Source organism: Enterococcus sp. DIV0240d, from assembly GCF_051711245.1.
Taxonomy (GTDB): Bacteria; Bacillota; Bacilli; order Lactobacillales; family Enterococcaceae; genus Enterococcus_D; species Enterococcus_D casseliflavus.
In genome coordinates, this window is record NZ_JBIOMG010000001.1 from 818,815 (window position 1) to 835,806 (window position 16,992).

The following is a 16,992-nucleotide window of genomic DNA, read 5'->3' on the forward strand; positions in this document are numbered from 1 at the left end:
CATGTTTACATTAAGCAAAACCACTGCTGCTGGTAAAGAGCTACGAACATGTGTCGTTGACACATTGGTGGAACTCATGGATGAAAATAACCAGCTAGTTGCGTTAGATGCCGACCTTGGTTCTGCCAGCGGCTGGACAGCGATTGCCAACAAACATCCCCAACGCTTTATCAACATGGGGATCGCGGAAGCCAATATGGTTGGTGTCGCAGCTGGCTTGAGTTTAACTGGTTATACACCTTTTATCCACACCTTTGGGCCATTTGCGACGCGTCGGGTATTCGATCAGCTGTTTATTTCTGGCGGCTATGGCGGCAATACGATCAATATTTACGGTTCTGATCCAGGGTTTGCAGTCGGGCACAACGGCGGCACCCATACGACATGGGAAGATGTGGCTTTGATGCGAATGATTCCCCAATCGGTCGTCTGCGATGCAGCGGATGAAGTCCAAATGGCGTGGATCATAAAAACCTTTAGCCAATTATCAGGCATTCATTACGTACGAGGCAATCGGAAAGCGGTTCCGATGATTTATGAAAAAGGCTCGACCTTTGAACTAGGAAAAGGCAATATTTTAAGACCAGGCGATGAACTGTTGTTGATTGCTAGCGGCCAATTGGTTTCTGAAACACTGCAAGTGGCAGAAGAATTAGCAGAAATAGGAATTAGCTGCGAAGTGATCGACATGTTTACCATCAAACCAATCGATAAAGAATTGATCCTCCGCGAAGTTCAGGGGAAACGGCAAGTCATCACCATCGAAAATCATTCTATTACCGGTGGACTAGGAAGTGCCGTCGCCGAAGTACTTGCTGAAACTGGCAGTGCTGTCCCCTTAAAACGCATTGGTGTCAATGAACGATTCGGTCAAGTCGGCACACCCGATTTTTTGCAAAAAGAATATGGCTTAGATGCTGCTTCAATCAAGCAGCAAATAGTCGAGGGGAAGGCCAGGGGATAGAAAAAGGAAGTATCAGCGACTCAATGGTTGATGCTTCCTTTTCATTCCTTTCAGATCTTGTAAAAAAAGCGTCAAACAGCGTGTCAGTCCTGCTGTTTGATGCTTTTTTATGAACTAAGACAAAAACCAGCGCCGTAAGTTTTCTGCTTCGGTTAATGGAAAATAGAACAGCTTACTTTCGGTGAGAGTATCTTCGGTTTTGATGGTTAGCTGTGACTTGCCAAGCCCTCTTTTGTGCTGCCAATGCGTGGTGGTGACAGTGAAATCTTGGATTTTATTTTTCTTCAGATAAGCGGTCACCTTCGTAAGACCGCGGATCGTTTGGCACAACAATACGTGGTTATCTAAAAATTGATAGCCTTGTATTTTGCCTCGCCAGATGCTTGATAACACGAAGGAGCCAAAGAACACGAAGAAAATCAGGGCTAACCACCAGAAAAAGAAGGCAGAGATTCCTACAGCAAGCAGTCCGATCAGCAGCGGCCAACGGCAGAAGTACCAAAAGTTGGGTCGTGGATTTTTCACTAGAGCGGGTTGTTGAAACGACCATTCGGGCAAAAAGCGGGCCAATGTTTCGGTCAGCTGCGCCTCTTTCAAAATGGGGAACAGATAGACCGTATCGTCGCTTTCTGACGAACTGCCAGCAGCCAGCAGTAATTTGACGGAGCTTAGATGAAAGATTCTTCGATAAAGGTTTTGTTCGACACTCAGCCCTTGGATCCTAGCGAGGGGAATCGTTTGGTGTCGTTTAGAAAACAAGCCCTGCGTGATCAGCAGCTGTTGTTGGTTCGTTTCCACCGTAAAGCCATAATAACGGAAAAGATTTCTGGCGATCGCAAGGAAGAAAAACAAAATCAGTAGCCCGAGTAAAAGTGCAGCACCTAATAAAAGGCCAAGTTGCTGCAATTCCGATGCATAGGCAAAGAAATTGGGAATGTTGTCGATCACGTTGTAGCCGATGACTAGAACCAAGGTGAAAACAGAAAAATCAGTGAGAGAAAACAAGAAAATCTCCTTGAATTTCAAAGTGAATGTTTCTAGCGGCGGCTTGGCTGACTTCTCAGCTGAAAACGCAGCGTAATCGTCGGTTGGTTCTTCTCCACTAGCTGCTTGGGCATTCGGCTGTTGTGGTGTCGCAGCCGCCTTTTTTGACGCTTCGATGGAGGCAATGAGAGTCAGCGGCAATGCAGGGAAAAGAATTTCGGCTTCACCACTCGAACTTGCGGCGCTTTCCAACTTCACTTCAGCTAATTTAAACGGACGTAAATAAAAGTAATGATTCTCTTGAATGGTTTGGATGCGTTCAAATGGCAAAATCGTTTGTTTTTGAATAAAGAGTCCTTTGTTGACTAGCACACTCGTTTGATCGATTTGAAAGGTAAAGCGGGCGTAAGACAGTACCGCAAAAATCAGACAGACCAGTAAAAATAGCAGAATGCCGCCCAGAATCATCGGAAAAGAAGGGGCGTCGTTGAATAATTTGAATACAAGCAGAAATGCTAGTACCAGAAAATTTTTGCAATTTTTGAACCAATAAAGACCGATACACAGCAACGGCAGTCGTTGTTTTTCATAGATCATCTTTGACCACCTCGACTAAATTCATGATGGTTTCTCGCAAGCGTTCGGCTTGCGCCACTGGCAAGCCTTCAATGGTGTGGTTGGTGGCAGCCGTATGGATCTGTAAGGAGACTAAAGCGTATTTTCGCAAAAAGATCCCTTGGTCCGTTTCGATGTGCTGGATTCGGCGGATCGGAATATACGTGGTGCTGCGAAATAGATAGCCACGTTGAATAGCGATATCCTTTTCTTGGATCTCGTAGCGATGGAATTTGTAACGGTAGCTCATCAGCACAAAAGAAAGCAGATGACTGATCAAAGTCAGTGCCAATAGGCTTGACCAAAGGGCGAACACCCAGAAATGAAGCCAGTTTTGCATGGATAAAAACCAAAAAGAAGCAGCGAAAAGTAAACTGAAAATGATTAGTGAAGTAATTGTCCGCAACCGCCAAACACGGATGATGGTCTGAGGCATTTGTTCATTTAATAAGGGATAATTCAAGGGAAACGTCCTTTCTACATAGAAATAACTGGTTTACCCACAAATATAGTGGAGATAGAAGAAAAAAACAAGCTTAGAAATTAAAAATAGTTAATTGTGATTTAATTGCAGATAGAAGAAGTACCAGAGGCAGTTTGCACGGTCCATAAAGGAGCCTATGCTGCAGTGATCCAGTTTGCTGAAAATAACGGCTATCGAATCACAGGGCCTTTTCGTGAAAGCTATATTGATGGCATTTGGAATAAAGAAAGTGAAGAGGAATGGCTGACTGAGATCCAGCTTCCTGTTGAAAAAATCAGCAGGTGAAGGGAAGTAAACATTCAGCGTTCTTGCAAAATTTCTCCCCCTAAGGTGCGAATTTCGGCAAGACCATCGTTTAATCGAGCGTCTACAGTCAATTCCCATTGACAAATCGACTGGCGCCTTCTAAACTAAAGGCAGAAAAACAAGAGAAAAAGGTGATGGCTCCGGCCTATCTGCTGTTATTCCTTCGTTAACAGGGGTAGGACTGGAAAAGAGTAAATAAAATCAATTTCATAGGCAAAAAATTGACTGCATGCAGTGTTATTTGAAGTGCCTATCATTGATTTTATTTTACTCTTCGCTTTTTGATCTTCATCGCTTGAAGATTGACCGCAGAGTAAAATCTGCGGTCTTTTTTGTTTTTCGATTATTTTGAAAGGGGAAAATAAAATGTACCAAGAATTGAGAAAGGCAATCGAGCGGCCACCGCTCTATAAAAAAATGGCAGGGGCGTTTTGGGATGATGCGTATATTTCCAAGCAAATGTTAAAGGCTCATTTGGATCCTGATTTTGAGGGAGCGAGTAGAAAGGCTGACTTTATCGACGAATCCGTTCGCTGGATCAGTCGCATTGTTCCACCAGAAAAACAGACGCAACTTCTTGATATCGGTTGCGGACCAGGGATCTATGCGGAAAAATTTGCAGCGCTGGGCTATCAAGTGACAGGCGTTGATTACTCCAGAAGGTCCATCGCCTATGCGAGAGATTCCGCGAGTAAGCAGCAATTAAACATTTCCTATCTATTTGATAATTATTTGGAGATGGCATTGCCTCAGCAGTTTGACTTTATTACCTTGATTTATTGTGATTATGGTGCCTTAAATCCAGAGGAACGAAAACTGCTGCTAAATAATGTGCTGGCGCATCTAAAACCAGGTGGCAAATTTTTGTTCGATGTATTTACGATTGCCCAGTTTTTAACGCTTAATGAAGAGCAGACCTGGGAAAGTCACGAATCAGCAGGGTTTTGGCGGGGGAAGCCCCATCTTGTGCTGAATCAACGATGGAAATATCCTGATCACGTCTTGCTGGAGCAAACAACGATTTTAGCAGAAACTGAGCTCACCAATTATTATTTATGGACGACCTATTTTACAAAAGATGCATTGCTGAGGGAAGTTCAGGCTGCAGGCTTTGATATCTGTGAGGTATTTGGCGATGTCAAAGGCAGTCCTTATAGCGAAGAAGGTTCAACAATGGCGATACTACTGAAAAAACCATGCACTCATTGAAAGAGTGGTTTTTATGTAAATAGAAGCAAAAAGAAACGACGATTTTCTGTCGTTTCTTTTTGTTTGGCGCAGGTCTGGTCGATTGATTCCTAGGTACGAATGATGTGGCTCTTTTCGTACTACTCAGCGAAACGTCGAACCATCGTAATATCTGTTTCCAAATAGCCCATTTTTTTGTATAGCTGATACGCAGACTGATTATGGGCAAAAACATGCAAGCCGATCTCAGTGATGCCTTGCTGGATCGCCCACTTTTCCAAAGCCTGTAACGCTTCGGTGCCATAGCCTTTTCCTCGCTGGTCTTCCTCGATGATAAAGTCATAGATGAAGGCTTTCTGGGCAGCTGTGTTGATCCAAATCACCCCGATCGGTTCACTAAAATCAGCTGCAAATAAAGAAAACAAGTGATTGTTTTCGGTGGCAGTCCCTTGAGGAAGCAGGGAAGCAAAGCTTTCTTTGGCTAGGGCGAGGGCCTCGTCTTTGGCCCATGTGCCTGCTTGGACTTTGTCGTTGGCGTATTCGAAAACTGCATTGGTTAAGTAAGCAGCATAGTCGCTGTCTTTCATTGGGATTAAGTTCATCTATTTCTCCTTTTGTCCTTGTCGGCTCTTCTTAACCTACAGAATGATTGTAGGCAATGAGAAACAAGAATATTTGATATGAAACGGTTTGTTTCCCCTTCAGTTGAGGCGCTCTGGCAACGGGTCTCGTCGTTGAAACAAAAACAGGTCATCCGGTGCAAACTGGTGGCGTGCATCGCAAGTATAGCCTCGTAGCCAGTCAACCCCATCGATGCGGCGAACGTAGAATCCTTTGGGGAAATCGTCGGTTTTTTCCAAAGGCACAGAAGCGATCGTGATTGCGGCAGCTGGCGCTTTTCCTTGGGATTTCAATCCGGTACTATTTGCCAGTTGGCGATAGCCCAGACGAAAGTGTAAGGCCATTTCCAATGTACAACAAGTCAATCCATAAGAAGGCGCAGCTGCAAAAATCTCCGTCAAAGAGCCGCCTTGGGGGAGTCCCAGTTCTTTAAGGGGAACAATCACACAAGCAGCACGCTGTTTATCGGCACTGAAGGAGAGCTGGGGATGGCGCAAGAGCTGGTTGGCATACGCGTTTAAGTGAATCTGATTTTCTTCCAACTGCTGGCAGAGGCGGTTTAGCGAAACCCCGCCATACTGTACGATCACTTCCTTCAAATCAAACACTCCTTTCAATAGAGATCCTTTTCCTAAAAAATCAGTTCGCGCCCTCGTTCTCGGACAAATTGGCATAAATCGCAGCAACTTCTTCTTGATAACGATTCTTTAGTCGAGGGGGACTTAAAATGCGTAGGCTTTTCCCAAAAGAGAACAAATAGGGCACTACCCAGCTTTCCTCGGGCAAATCAACGGTAACCACAGCAGTGCCTTCCTCCGTCAAAGTAATATCCTGATGATCGAACTCATCATATACCCGATAAAGAACGTCGGCTTGAAAGAATAGACGCGCAGGATAGGTGTCAACAGTCAACTCAATGGCAGAATCAGGCGCAGTGACTGGGAAAAAATGCTGGTCAGTGACGTGGACCTGACTCATGCGGCTGATTTTAAATGTCCGAAAGGCATTCTTTTGCTGGTCGACGGCTTGCAGATACCAAGCTTGCGAGCGAAAAAGCAGTTTATAAGGCTGGCAGATGCGTTTTTGCAGGCCCTGTTTACTGACATAGTCAAAGGTGATCACGTGGTTTGTTAAAATACTCTTTTTTAATAAATCAAACGTGTCGTTGCCGTTTTCTCGCCGATGCCAAGTGGAAAAATCCACTTCTAGCCAATCAGCATCGGGCTGCTTAAACAAGGATTGCAGTTTTGCCAGTGATTGCCCACTGATCTGTGGCGTCAGCTGGCGAATCCCTTTCAACGCCAAAAGCAGGTTTTTCCGTTCTTCTTCTGATAATAACACTTTATCCAACACAAAACTGCTTAACAGATAAACGCCGCCATTTCGACCCGTTTCGGTATAGATGGGCACGCCAATACTGCTTAGGGTATTGATATCTCTGGTGATGGTGCGAGTCGAGACTTCAAATTGTTTGGCTAATTCAGAAGTGGTTGCTTTTTCATGATTCAACAGGTGATAGATAAGGCCGAATAGGCGTGTCGTGCTCACTTGGTTTGCTCCTTTTATAAAAAGATGATAAAACACTGACACAAGGTGTCTAGGTTTCTATCGTATCATAAAGACAAAGAAGGAGGAACTCCAATGAAATTTTCGATAATGGCAACGGAAAGAACCAATAATTTTACTGATCCAGCGATTCAAGCAAAAATCACTGGCTTATGGGAGAAAAACAGCGAGGCGGTCAAGAAAGCCGCAGAAAAAGGAACGGTCATCGCTTGCGTTTACCACGAGTATGAGTCAAACTATCAAGGAGACTATGCCGTTTCGCTTTGTTTCGAAGAAACGGAGCAAGCAGACTTTGATACAGAAAAATATACTTGGAAAAAGTATCTGGTCGATCGGCGCGATGCGCAGGGCATTTTGTCTACTTGGCGTCAAGTCTGGTCTGAGGAAGAAAACCAGCAGTTGCAGCGCAAGTATTCCTTTGATTTTGAACAATATGCGCCAGATGGCGAAGTAACGATTTTTATCGCCATTGCTGAAAGCGACAAAGAGCAGCCATTTTCCTGAATAGGAGGACAAACAATGAGACAGTATGAAAGCAAAGTAGCGCTGATCCAAGAGATCACAGAACGTTACCAAAAATTTCGCCAAGAATTTGATGAAATTCCTGAAGCCTTGCGAAATCAACGGATAGCAAGTGTCGACAAGACCCCTTCAGAAAACTTGTCTTACCAAATCGGCTGGGTCAGTTTGTTATTGTCATGGGAAACACAGGAACAACAAGGGATGAGCGTTCACACACCTGCTGAAGGGTACAAATGGAACAACCTTGGCGGATTGTATCAATCCTTTTATCAGACATATGGCAGTTTGACATTAGCACAGCAGCAAGAGCTCTTAGACCAAAAGGTGACGGCACTTTGCCAGTGGATCGAAGGCTTATCCGATCAGGAATTGTTTGAAGCAGGGCAACGGGATTGGGCAACCACCAAAGCACAGTGGCCAGTCTATAAATGGATCCATATCAATACAGTAGCACCCTTTACCAATTTCCGAACGAAAATCCGAAAATGGAAAAAGGAAGCACTGCATTGATCAATAAAAGAAGCAAGCTGGTTGAGCGTTTTTTAGCAACTGAGGGAACAGCTAACTTAAAGAATTGTTAAACAGTTGATCTGCGAAGATCAGCTGTTTTTTTGTTTTGTGTCATCGCAAGAAACCACCTGGAAAGCCTATGATAGCTTATTGTCTAGTCGGTTCAGGTTAAGGAATAAACTGTTATTTTAATTCCTAAAGTGACGCGAAGGTGACAAAAATGAAACGCCAATTCGTAAAAGGGTATGCTATATTTTAAACAGTACTTGTTTTTTTACAGAAAAAAAGCGGGGAGTCGATGGCGCATCTTACGCAATCGACGCCAATTGTTTTTATAGAAAAAACACAAAACCATTCCCAAGTCTGATGCAAGTTTGCTGAATATTCAGCAAAATAAAAGTAAATGACCAAGAATAGAAAGGGTGAGGATCATCGAAAACAACCAAACCATTGGCTTGACGTCAGGAGAAGTCAAGGCGCGGGTGCAGCGCGGTCAAGTCAATAAGACAAAAAAGGATACGACGAATACGTACCCGAAAATCCTTTTTACCAATATCTTTACCTTTTTCAATTTGATCAACTGTGTCCTATTCTTTCTCGTCTGTTTGACGGGTTCTTACCAAAACGGCTTGTTCGTCTTTGTTGTCTTCAGCAATGTGATCATCAATCTCTTTCAAGAAGTTCGTTCCAAACGAACGCTGGATAAGCTGGCATTGCTAAAAGTTGCCAAAGCCGATGTTTATCGGGATGGCAAGCTGGAGAACTTGCCGATCCACAAACTCGTAATGGATGATGTGTTACGACTGAAAAGCGGGGATCAAGTGCCGACGGATGCCAAAGTCATTCAAGGATCTTTAGAAGTCAATGAATCCTTGCTGACTGGTGAAATGGATACGATCTACAAGCAGCCAGCAGACGAGTTGTTTTCTGGCAGTTTTATCACTGCTGGCGAAGCGTTATGCCAAGTGATCCACGTAGGCGCTGACAACTATATCGCAAAAATCAACAAAGAAGCCAAAACCATCAAACGACAAAAATACTTGATCCAAGGCAGTTTAAACAAAATCATTCGTTGGATCAGTCTGATTTTGGTGCCGTTATGTACCCTCTTGTTCGTCAAACAGTTCTATTTCTCTCATGCAACTTTCAACACCGCCATCTTACGGACGGTGGCGGCAGCTGTGGGAATGTTCCCCGAAGGTTTGTTTTTATTGACCAGTGTCACATTGACCATCAGTGCCGTCTATCTGGCGCGCAAAAAAGTGATGGTGCAGGAATTGAACTGCATTGATGCCTTGGCACGGGTCGATGTTCTTTGCTTAGATAAAACGGGCACGATCACCGAGGGCAAGATGACGGTGGAAAAGACGATTTCCTTTCAATCGGACACACCGTTGGCAGAAATCACTGGTAACTTAATGGCGCAGCTACCCGATCAGAACCCAACGGCAATGGCGCTGCGAACCTTTTTCCCAGAAAAAACGACGTACCAGATGCAGCAAGTCGTCCCTTTTTCATCAGATCGTAAATTCAGTTGCGTCACGTTTGAAGGACAAGGCACTTATTTCATCGGAGCTGCGTCGATTTTACTAGGAACCAACCATGAAGCTGTCTTAAAACAGGAAAGGCAGCTGGCAGAAGAAGGCTACCGAGTGATCGTTTTGGCTCACAGTACGCAAGGCTATGAGGAGGCAGGACTGCCGACGGATATTGAACCGCTGGGCTTTTACTTACTGTCAGACACGATTCGTGAAGATGCCAAAGAGACCTTGGAGTATTTTCGTTCACAGGCAATCCAATGCAAGATCATCTCTGGCGATGATCCAGTGACAGTCAGTCAAATCGCGAAAAAAGTCAATCTACCAGGGGCTGCTGATTTTATCGATGTATCAAAATTAACTGCAGCCGAATTAAAAGAAGCTGTCAGCAACTATCAGATTTTTGGTCGAGTGACGCCGCAACAAAAGAAAGAAATGGTGCTCTACTTGAAAGAACAAGGGCATACCGTCGCAATGACTGGCGATGGCGTCAACGATGTTTTGGCGCTGAAAGAAGCCGACTGCTCCATCGCGATGGCTTCTGGTGTTGATGCTGCGCGCCAAGTATCAAATTTGGTGCTTTTGGAAAATCAATTTGATGCTTTGCCATCGGTCATGGATGAAGGCCGCCGAGTGATCAATAACATTACCCGCTCAGGTTCATTGGTGCTAGTGCAAGTCTTATTCTCCATCATGATCACCATGGGGACGTTGTTATCAGGAACGACCTATCCTTTTGAGCCGATCCAATTAACGATCATCAATGCCTGCTTTGTCGGCATTCCGACCTTCTTTTTAAACTTTGAACCAGACTTCAATCGGATCAAAGGGGACTTTATGACGACGATTTTCAAAAATGCTTTTCCAACAGCCTTGACGATTACGGTAGGAACTTTGCTGATCATCAACTTTGGTTATTGGTTCAACAGCAGCAGTAAAGCTCTATCGATCATGAGCATTATTTTTACTGCTTGGAACTATCGCTTGATCCAGAAAAAAGTCTATCCAGCGATCAACAGCTATCGAACGATGATTTTTTTCAGCACTCAGATCTTGTACTTTGCTGCTTTGATCGTCGGTCGCGACCTCTTTAACCTAGGCAATACCAGCTATCTCAACCTCATCCTCTTGATTGCCTTGTTGAATTTTTCCGCCTACATGCAACGCTTTGCGGATAAGGGCATCGAGCTGCTGATGCGAAGATATACGAAGAAACGTAAAAGTTTATCAAAAGAAATGATTCAGTAAATAATAGAAAAACTGATTGCTTAAGCAGCTTTTGCAGCGTGCTAGGCAGTCAGTTTTTGTTTATAAATAAATTTCTTTTCAAGGAGTCTAACTAAGTCTTGCTATGAAACTCGTTTCATACCGTACAATCAACCAAGAGACCTTTTCAGAAAATTGTCGAAAGTGGAACAACTAGTTTTCTATGGTAGACTTAGGTCACGAGCAAAACAATCAGATAGGAATGAAAGAAATGGCAACGATTCGCGATATAGCAAAAATTACTGGTTTTTCGATCACGACGGTCTCTCGTGTGATCAATGGCCATCCTTATGTTGATGAGCAAAAGCGAGCAGCGATTTTGGCGGTGATGGAAGAACTGGATTACAAACCGAATAAAATCGCCCAAAAACTTAGCTCGGGGAAAACCTATAATATTGGAGTCATCGTACCGTTTGTCAATCACGCCTTCTTTGATGGAATTTTAAATGGCATCATGGAAGAAGCCTTTGCCCAAAAATACAAGGTGACGTTGCTTCCGACCAATTTTGATCGGAAGCTGGAGCTAGAATATCTAGAAGAATTCGCTGCAAAGGGATTTGACGGCTTGATCGTCATCACCCGCGCAAATCATATCGAGACATTTTATCCCTACATGGAAAAAGGCCCGATTGTTTTTTGTGAAAATTCGACCGGTACTGCCGTTCCTTTCGTTGCGATCGACTTGGTCGGCTCTGTGACAGCCAGTATCAAGTATTTGAAAGAACAAGGTGTAAAACGCTTGGGACTGACGCTAGGGCGCAGCAAACGCCTCAGCTGCAATTCAGTCAACACGATCGCAAAAGCCAAGGAGCTGTTTCCAAATTTTTCTGAAGCGGATATTTATTGGGATTGCATCAAAGCACAAGATGGGATTCCCGCAGCTGCATTTTTTAAGGAACGAGGAATCGATGGGGTGATCACAAATGGGGACGAGATCGCAGCGATGATCTTAAATCAATACCCTCACGGGACAGCACCCATCGTGATCGGACAAGAAAACCTGCTCATCAGTCAAATGCTGCACTTTTCTTCCGTTGAGTTTCATCTGGATCAGTGCGGCAAAGAAGCCTTTCGCTTGTTTCAAGAAAGAAAACAAGAGCAGATCATTCTGCCTTACGAACTTATTATTCGTGAATAATCATTGTTATAAAAAGAACACACCTTTTTGTCGAGAGGTGTGTTTTTGCCTGCTTATTAAAGGGGAATTGTAGAGATAAAATAAAAAAATAAAGAAAAAATTTATTTTGAAAGCTTGCTTTTCACAAAGTAAAGGGCTACCATTGGTCTGTGGCTTTTTCGCCACAAAAATAGGAAACGTATCAGACAAGAGTACTTGGGGAAGATTCTCTTGGGGGAAGCCTGATACGTTTCCTTTTGTTCATTCTAACACTATTTATATATAAAGTAGAGAGATATTGAGTAGATAAATAAAAATACTACTGTAATTGATGAATAGGAAAAAGGCAATCTCACAGACGAGTATCTCTGGAGCGATTTCCTACAACATGCTGGATGGCAAATTGCTCCATCATGTTTTGATTAATTACAAAGCATCAACTAACTAATTGTGTTGCACCCACTAGAAAATTACATAATTTCGCAACACCTGTTTCAGCTGTTTCTTTGATTAGAACAGTCGCAGTATTTTCGTAAACATGAATCACACTAACTTCTTGTAAACCGGTAAAGCCAATAACATTTGCCTGATAGTTTTGGCCAGGGAACACTTGGTATTTTTCCATGTTTTTATCTCCTTCATTAATCTTATTTCAAAAGAATAATAATTAAAATTTAAGAAAAAGTAAAGTGAAACGATTTTTCATTCAAAAACTCGTCCTTTCGGCTATTTATTCGAGTTGAAATCAACTTTTTCTGTAATTTTTCATTTGGTTTTTCAATAAATATACGATGGCTAGTTGAATATTATTCAATGGATCGTACCAATTTACTGAGCAATCGACTACAAAGTTGAGGGAAAGAAAGCCAGAAACTACCAGCTATATTGTTTGTTTTGTCCCGTCTTCACGCTTATAATAAAGGTAGGAAGAACGATCGGCGTCACCACTTCCTAATTCAATTGAAAAGGGCGTGCAAGTTATGGAAAACGTATACCGAAATAACTTTGTCAAAAGAACGGTTCAACTGATGTTTGCACCAAAAAAAATCAGAAAACGTCCACCCGAACAATGGATCAAAATGCCTACCGACCGAGGTATTCGGAGAAAGGACGCGTGATCCAGCATCTCGCAGCTATGCGTGAAATAGTATTCGAAGAAACGAAACTCAGGAAGTCCCGTCATGGGACTTCCTTTTTTATGTCATTTTTATCACATTCTTCATTGAGAAAATTATTAGTACAGGCGCTCTTTTGCAGACGCAAGGTCAAGAATACGATGGAATAAGAAATCACAAACTACAAAGAAACCAATGTCAGCACTCAATGGATCATTGGATAAGGGACTACAATCCTTCTTTTCATTGAGGGATTTCCCTGTTTCTTTTGATCGATTTTAAATTGGATATTGCCAGGAAAAATACGCGCCAACGAATTATCATTCTCTAATGGTACAGGAGACCAACGTTTAAGGAACGTAAAAGCAATCAAAAAAGCGCTTTTTCGTACAAAGATTCTGTTAAAATGAAGATATGGATAAAAAAAAGTAATTGCTGCAAATCAATCATTTAAAGAAGGTGAAAGCATGGACTACCAAGAAATCGCGCGTCATTTTCAGACAACATCGTTTGATCCCCAACCGTTTGTGCAAACGGCGATCGATGATCGAAAGGTAAGGGAGAAGCTAGTGGAGAATGTCGTTGATGGTCAAAATCATATCAATGAGTATTTCAATAGTTATTTGATCATTAAAGAAGTAGCCATTAAAAACCCTGAGCTGATTTATGATGAGTGGGAACGGATCTGGGCACTGCATACCCACAAAAATTCCTATCATCGGTGGATCGCCCATGATCTGATCACGCAACTTTTGGTGATCGATCATGAAGAGAAGTTTGAAGCAATCAAGCGAGAATATGTACTGCTGCCCAAAGAAGAAAAAATCAGTAATTACAAGAAGATGTCTGAGAATATCCAAAAGGCTATGAAGCTCAAAGACCTCAGCAAAGAAATTTCACTGTTATGGAAAATTAAGTACATGTGATGAATGAACGGAAAATCAGGTTGATGGTATTGCTTTCTATTAGCTAAATCATAGAAAAAACAGGCTATCTTTTTGTGATTCAAAAAAGAGCAGATGTATCAGTAGCAAGCAGTGATTATGAAGTTTAAAAAATTGATATCTCTGCTTTTTTAGCCTGTAGTTGACTCATTATCCGATACTGAGCGCGCGTATTTCAACATGTCGCTGTATGAAATAACAGGGAAATCTCCCTTAAGTCCTTGTAAGAAGCCAAGTGAAACTTTATACTAGAATGTAATACTTATTCAAAAAAAGGACAAATAAAATGAGGACATGAGCTTTTATGAAGAAATATTGTAAGGAAAATGTGCTAGAAGCGGCGATGACGCGTTTGGAATATATTTTTGATACGTTTCCCCATGTGTATTTCTCTTTCAGTGGTGGAAAAGATAGCGGGGCCATAATCCAGTTGGCTGACCAAGTCGCACAGAAAAAAAAGAAAACCTTTGATCTGCTGATTTTAGATATCGAGGCAAATTATGATGCTACGAGAACGTTCATGAAAAAAATCAAAGCGTTACCAAGTATCAATCAAACCTTCCACTTCTGTTTGCCCTTTTACGAGGACAACAATACCAGCGTCTTTCAGCCACAATGGCTGATGTGGGATGAACAAGAACGTGAGAAGTGGGTACAGCCGATGCCTAAAGATGCGATTTCACTTGCTGATTTGGATGAATCATTGATGGAAATCTATCAGAGTGCAAATATGAACCCTGATAAGTTTTTACGAAACTTTGCTCATTGGTACGCAAGCTATCATCAGTTTGAGCCGGTTGCTTGTGGTGTGGGGATACGAACCCAGGAAAGTCTGTATCGGTATCGATCGATCACATCGCCAAAGTATAACTTTCGGAAGCAATGCTGGATCAAACGGCAAGTAGCAGATTCAAAGGTCGTAAATTTTTACCCAATCTATGATTGGAAGACCGAAGATGTGTGGGGAGCCTATGCCCATTTTGACTGGCCGATCAATGGCTTTTATGAAAAGTTGTATGATCATGGCGTTCCGATCCATCAAATGCGGATCTGTCAGCCTTACGGTATGCAGCAACGAAAAGGCTTGTACCAATATGCTTTGGTGGAACCGGAAACGTGGGAACGCGTCGTAAATCGTGTGTCAGGAGCCAATTTTGGTCGATTGTATGCCCAGACAGGATTGCTGGCGCATTACAATACGAGAAAGCCTAGTCATATGACTTGGCAAGAGTATGCGGTCTTTTTACTGGAATCAATTGGACTTTATTCAAAGAAATTACAGGATCATTATTACCGCAAAATCACGATCTTGATTGATCATTATCGAGAAAAGCACGGGATCGAAGTGGAAGATATACCCGATGTGACCAAACGTAAGGACTGGCTGAAAAACGAAGTACTCTGGCATGACTGGAAAGGGATCGCTCGTGCGTTAGAAAAAAATGATTTTTCTTTGAGTACGCGACAATATAGTTTGACGAAAAAAGATGAGTCTGAATTGTATGAGTTGGCGGTCGATTTTGGGGCGGCTTTGGGGATCGAGCATTTACCCAAGTATCAGTTAAAAAAATTGAATGCCAAATACGAGTATTTAACGAAAAAAATCACCTAACGATGGACGAGTGCGTCCTTAGAGAGGAAGGGTTTTGTGAACGAACGATTGGTTTTATTTTTTCCACCGTATAAGAAAAGCCAATTCTATCAATTGATGGGGGCTTTTTTTGCAGAACGGGTGTATCAGCAGCAATTTCCGTACTTGGTCAATGATGAGAACTGCTACTGGTACGTGATTCTTGATGACGAAAAACGGGTGACTGCTTTTTCTTATTATGAAAAAGGCGCCAATAAAGTGGAGCTAGGGGAATTTTATGAAAAAGATCCAGCCGCTCAATTTAAAAAGTTTCTTTTACGGAAGATGCTGGTGGATATCAGCCGCAACTACCCAGAAGCAGAGATTCTCGCTTCTAGTAACCAGCCTAGTGAAATTGCACTTTTGGAGTCAAAAGGGTTTGCGGTTTATCGACAAACAAAAAATTATTCATTTCTAAAAAGGAGTGTAGTACCTCATGAGCGATATCGATTTTCCAGTGTTAGCGGCGAAGCTGATCCCAGTCAGCAAGATTCACGCGAATACGTATAACCCCAACACCGTGGCTGCTCCAGAAATGGATCTACTGGAACTGTCGATTCGAGAAGATGGCTTTACCCAGCCATTGGTTTGTTACCACGATAAGGAGCAAGACAAGTATATTTTGATCGATGGGTTTCATCGGTACATCGTAGCAAAAGATCGCTTGGAATTGCCAAGCGTTCCGGTCACGGTGATCGATAAGCCTTTCGAGAATCGCATCGCTTCAACGATTCGCCACAATCGAGCACGTGGTACCCATGGCATCGAGAAGATTGGAAATATCGTGCAGCAGTTAGTGGCTAACGAGTGGTCGGATGAACGAATTGCCAAGGAATTGGGGATGGACCGCGAAGAGGTCTTTCGCTTTAAGCAGCGTTCAGGTTTAAAAAGTGCCTTTTCTAACCATGAATTCAGCAAGTCTTGGATAGAGTTTGAAAAAAGATATTACAAAGGCAAAAAAGAGACCTGAGAGGTTGAAAAAACTATTTAAAAAAGCTATCTATTAGAAGATAGCGATTCGTTAATAATTCTTTTTAAATTTTGAATAGGTGTTTTTTACAATGATAACGATCAAATTGACCACCATCGACAAACAAAGCGTCCCTAAGAGAATAGCTAGGATCACACCTAATGCGTCTCTTAGAAAGCTGAAGATCGCTTCAATGATAAACATGGTTTTTCCTCCTTTTCTCATCGTCTATTTTTTCTGACAATTGCAAAAACAGATTCCTTGAGCAATAACTACCCAAAGACTTTGCCCTGCGGGGTACAAGCCTCAGTTTCTTGAGAACCCGTCGCTTCAAAATTGAGTATACTTTATAAATGATGAAAAAACGTTTCTATTTTTTACAATCGGAGAAAAAATCGGAAATGTTAAGAATAACGACATTTTTTCTGATTTTTCTTCGATTTACATGAATAATCGTATCAGGTTGCATAAAAAAAAGTAAAATAATAACAAAAAATCGAAACGTGAGAAAAGATACTATCTTGTAACTTTATAACCGTAAGTGAATTCAAAAACCTTGCTGCACCAAGTCTTTAAAACGTAAAGACTTGGTGCAGCTCTTTTGTTTCTCGCTGTGACGAGGTTTACAAAATGACTGACATTATTTTTCCGG

General features: G+C 42.3%; 18 protein-coding genes. 11 read left to right on the forward strand and 7 right to left on the reverse strand.

Features of this window, described 5'->3' with window-relative positions:
- Nucleotide 1 precedes the first annotated feature (1 nt).
- A complete protein-coding gene (locus tag IGJ25_RS03870) occupies nucleotides 2–964 on the forward strand; it encodes a transketolase family protein (protein ID WP_081116982.1) in 963 nt (320 codons plus the stop codon).
- 114 nt (nucleotides 965–1,078) lie between these two features.
- Here the strand turns inward: IGJ25_RS03870 and IGJ25_RS03875 are convergent, their stop codons facing one another.
- Nucleotides 1,079–2,545: a PH domain-containing protein gene (locus tag IGJ25_RS03875; RefSeq protein ID WP_081116981.1), complete on the reverse strand. Its 1,467-nt coding sequence runs from the start codon at nucleotides 2,543–2,545 to the stop codon at nucleotides 1,079–1,081.
- Nucleotides 2,535–3,026 (reverse strand): PH domain-containing protein, encoded by a 492-nt coding sequence (locus IGJ25_RS03880; RefSeq protein ID WP_005227545.1) that lies wholly within the window; start codon nucleotides 3,024–3,026, stop codon nucleotides 2,535–2,537. The genes IGJ25_RS03875 and IGJ25_RS03880 overlap by 11 nt, the downstream gene beginning before the upstream one ends.
- Nucleotides 3,027–3,131: 105 nt before the next feature.
- Here IGJ25_RS03880 and IGJ25_RS03885 point away from each other — a divergent pair, with 105 nt between their 5' ends.
- Nucleotides 3,132–3,332, forward strand: coding sequence for a transcriptional regulator (locus tag IGJ25_RS03885; protein WP_081116980.1), 201 nt, complete (start codon nucleotides 3,132–3,134; stop codon nucleotides 3,330–3,332).
- A 387-nt stretch (nucleotides 3,333–3,719) separates the two neighbouring features.
- Nucleotides 3,720–4,562, forward strand: a complete 843-nt coding sequence (locus IGJ25_RS03890) for a class I SAM-dependent methyltransferase (RefSeq protein WP_081116979.1) — start codon at nucleotides 3,720–3,722, stop codon at nucleotides 4,560–4,562.
- Nucleotides 4,563–4,681: 119 nt separating this feature from the next.
- Here IGJ25_RS03890 and IGJ25_RS03895 read toward each other — a convergent pair whose 3' ends face one another.
- From IGJ25_RS03895 to IGJ25_RS03905, 3 genes are all read right to left on the reverse strand, one after another.
- A complete protein-coding gene (locus IGJ25_RS03895) occupies nucleotides 4,682–5,143 on the reverse strand; it encodes a GNAT family N-acetyltransferase (protein WP_081116978.1) in 462 nt (153 codons plus the stop codon).
- Nucleotides 5,144–5,242: 99 nt separating this feature from the next.
- Nucleotides 5,243–5,761, reverse strand: coding sequence for a helicase (locus tag IGJ25_RS03900; RefSeq protein ID WP_228077443.1), 519 nt, complete (start codon nucleotides 5,759–5,761; stop codon nucleotides 5,243–5,245).
- Nucleotides 5,762–5,801: 40 nt separating this feature from the next.
- Nucleotides 5,802–6,710: a helix-turn-helix transcriptional regulator gene (locus tag IGJ25_RS03905; protein WP_194185669.1), complete on the reverse strand. Its 909-nt coding sequence runs from the start codon at nucleotides 6,708–6,710 to the stop codon at nucleotides 5,802–5,804.
- A gap of 93 nt (nucleotides 6,711–6,803) precedes the next feature.
- Between IGJ25_RS03905 and IGJ25_RS03910 the strand changes: the two genes are divergently transcribed.
- From IGJ25_RS03910 to IGJ25_RS03925, 4 genes are all read left to right on the forward strand, one after another.
- Nucleotides 6,804–7,232 (forward strand): effector binding domain-containing protein, encoded by a 429-nt coding sequence (locus IGJ25_RS03910; protein ID WP_438779110.1) that lies wholly within the window; start codon nucleotides 6,804–6,806, stop codon nucleotides 7,230–7,232.
- 15 nt (nucleotides 7,233–7,247) lie between these two features.
- Entirely contained in the window at nucleotides 7,248–7,760 is a 513-nt protein-coding gene (locus IGJ25_RS03915; protein WP_081116974.1) for a ClbS/DfsB family four-helix bundle protein, read from the forward strand.
- 422 nt (nucleotides 7,761–8,182) lie between these two features.
- Nucleotides 8,183–10,546 carry an HAD-IC family P-type ATPase gene (locus tag IGJ25_RS03920; protein WP_194185670.1) on the forward strand — a complete coding sequence of 788 codons (2,364 nt, stop codon included), beginning with the start codon at nucleotides 8,183–8,185 and terminating at the stop codon, nucleotides 10,544–10,546.
- A 229-nt stretch (nucleotides 10,547–10,775) separates the two neighbouring features.
- The gene (locus tag IGJ25_RS03925; RefSeq protein WP_179135473.1) at nucleotides 10,776–11,702 is read left to right on the forward strand and encodes a LacI family DNA-binding transcriptional regulator; all 927 of its coding nucleotides are present in this window, start codon (nucleotides 10,776–10,778) and stop codon (nucleotides 11,700–11,702) included.
- Between the two features lie 415 nt (nucleotides 11,703–12,117).
- Here the strand turns inward: IGJ25_RS03925 and IGJ25_RS03930 are convergent, their stop codons facing one another.
- Nucleotides 12,118–12,306 (reverse strand): hypothetical protein, encoded by a 189-nt coding sequence (locus tag IGJ25_RS03930; RefSeq protein ID WP_005227564.1) that lies wholly within the window; start codon nucleotides 12,304–12,306, stop codon nucleotides 12,118–12,120.
- A 957-nt stretch (nucleotides 12,307–13,263) separates the two neighbouring features.
- Here IGJ25_RS03930 and IGJ25_RS03935 point away from each other — a divergent pair.
- The 4 genes from IGJ25_RS03935 (at nucleotide 13,264) to IGJ25_RS03950 (ending at nucleotide 16,340) form a co-directional block, all read left to right on the forward strand.
- Nucleotides 13,264–13,722, forward strand: a complete 459-nt coding sequence (locus IGJ25_RS03935) for a hypothetical protein (protein ID WP_081116972.1) — start codon at nucleotides 13,264–13,266, stop codon at nucleotides 13,720–13,722.
- Nucleotides 13,723–14,044: 322 nt separating this feature from the next.
- Nucleotides 14,045–15,352 carry a DUF3440 domain-containing protein gene (locus IGJ25_RS03940; protein ID WP_225001297.1) on the forward strand — a complete coding sequence of 436 codons (1,308 nt, stop codon included), beginning with the start codon at nucleotides 14,045–14,047 and terminating at the stop codon, nucleotides 15,350–15,352.
- A gap of 36 nt (nucleotides 15,353–15,388) precedes the next feature.
- Nucleotides 15,389–15,880: a hypothetical protein gene (locus IGJ25_RS03945; RefSeq protein WP_005227570.1), complete on the forward strand. Its 492-nt coding sequence runs from the start codon at nucleotides 15,389–15,391 to the stop codon at nucleotides 15,878–15,880.
- Nucleotides 15,807–16,340, forward strand: a complete 534-nt coding sequence (locus IGJ25_RS03950; protein WP_225001298.1) for an IbrB-like domain-containing protein — start codon at nucleotides 15,807–15,809, stop codon at nucleotides 16,338–16,340. The genes IGJ25_RS03945 and IGJ25_RS03950 overlap by 74 nt, the downstream gene beginning before the upstream one ends.
- Before the next feature lie 51 nt (nucleotides 16,341–16,391).
- On the opposite strand, the gene IGJ25_RS03955 is transcribed toward IGJ25_RS03950, so the two are convergent.
- The gene (locus IGJ25_RS03955) at nucleotides 16,392–16,544 is read right to left on the reverse strand and encodes a hypothetical protein (protein WP_179135471.1); all 153 of its coding nucleotides are present in this window, start codon (nucleotides 16,542–16,544) and stop codon (nucleotides 16,392–16,394) included.
- Nucleotides 16,545–16,992 lie beyond the last annotated feature (448 nt).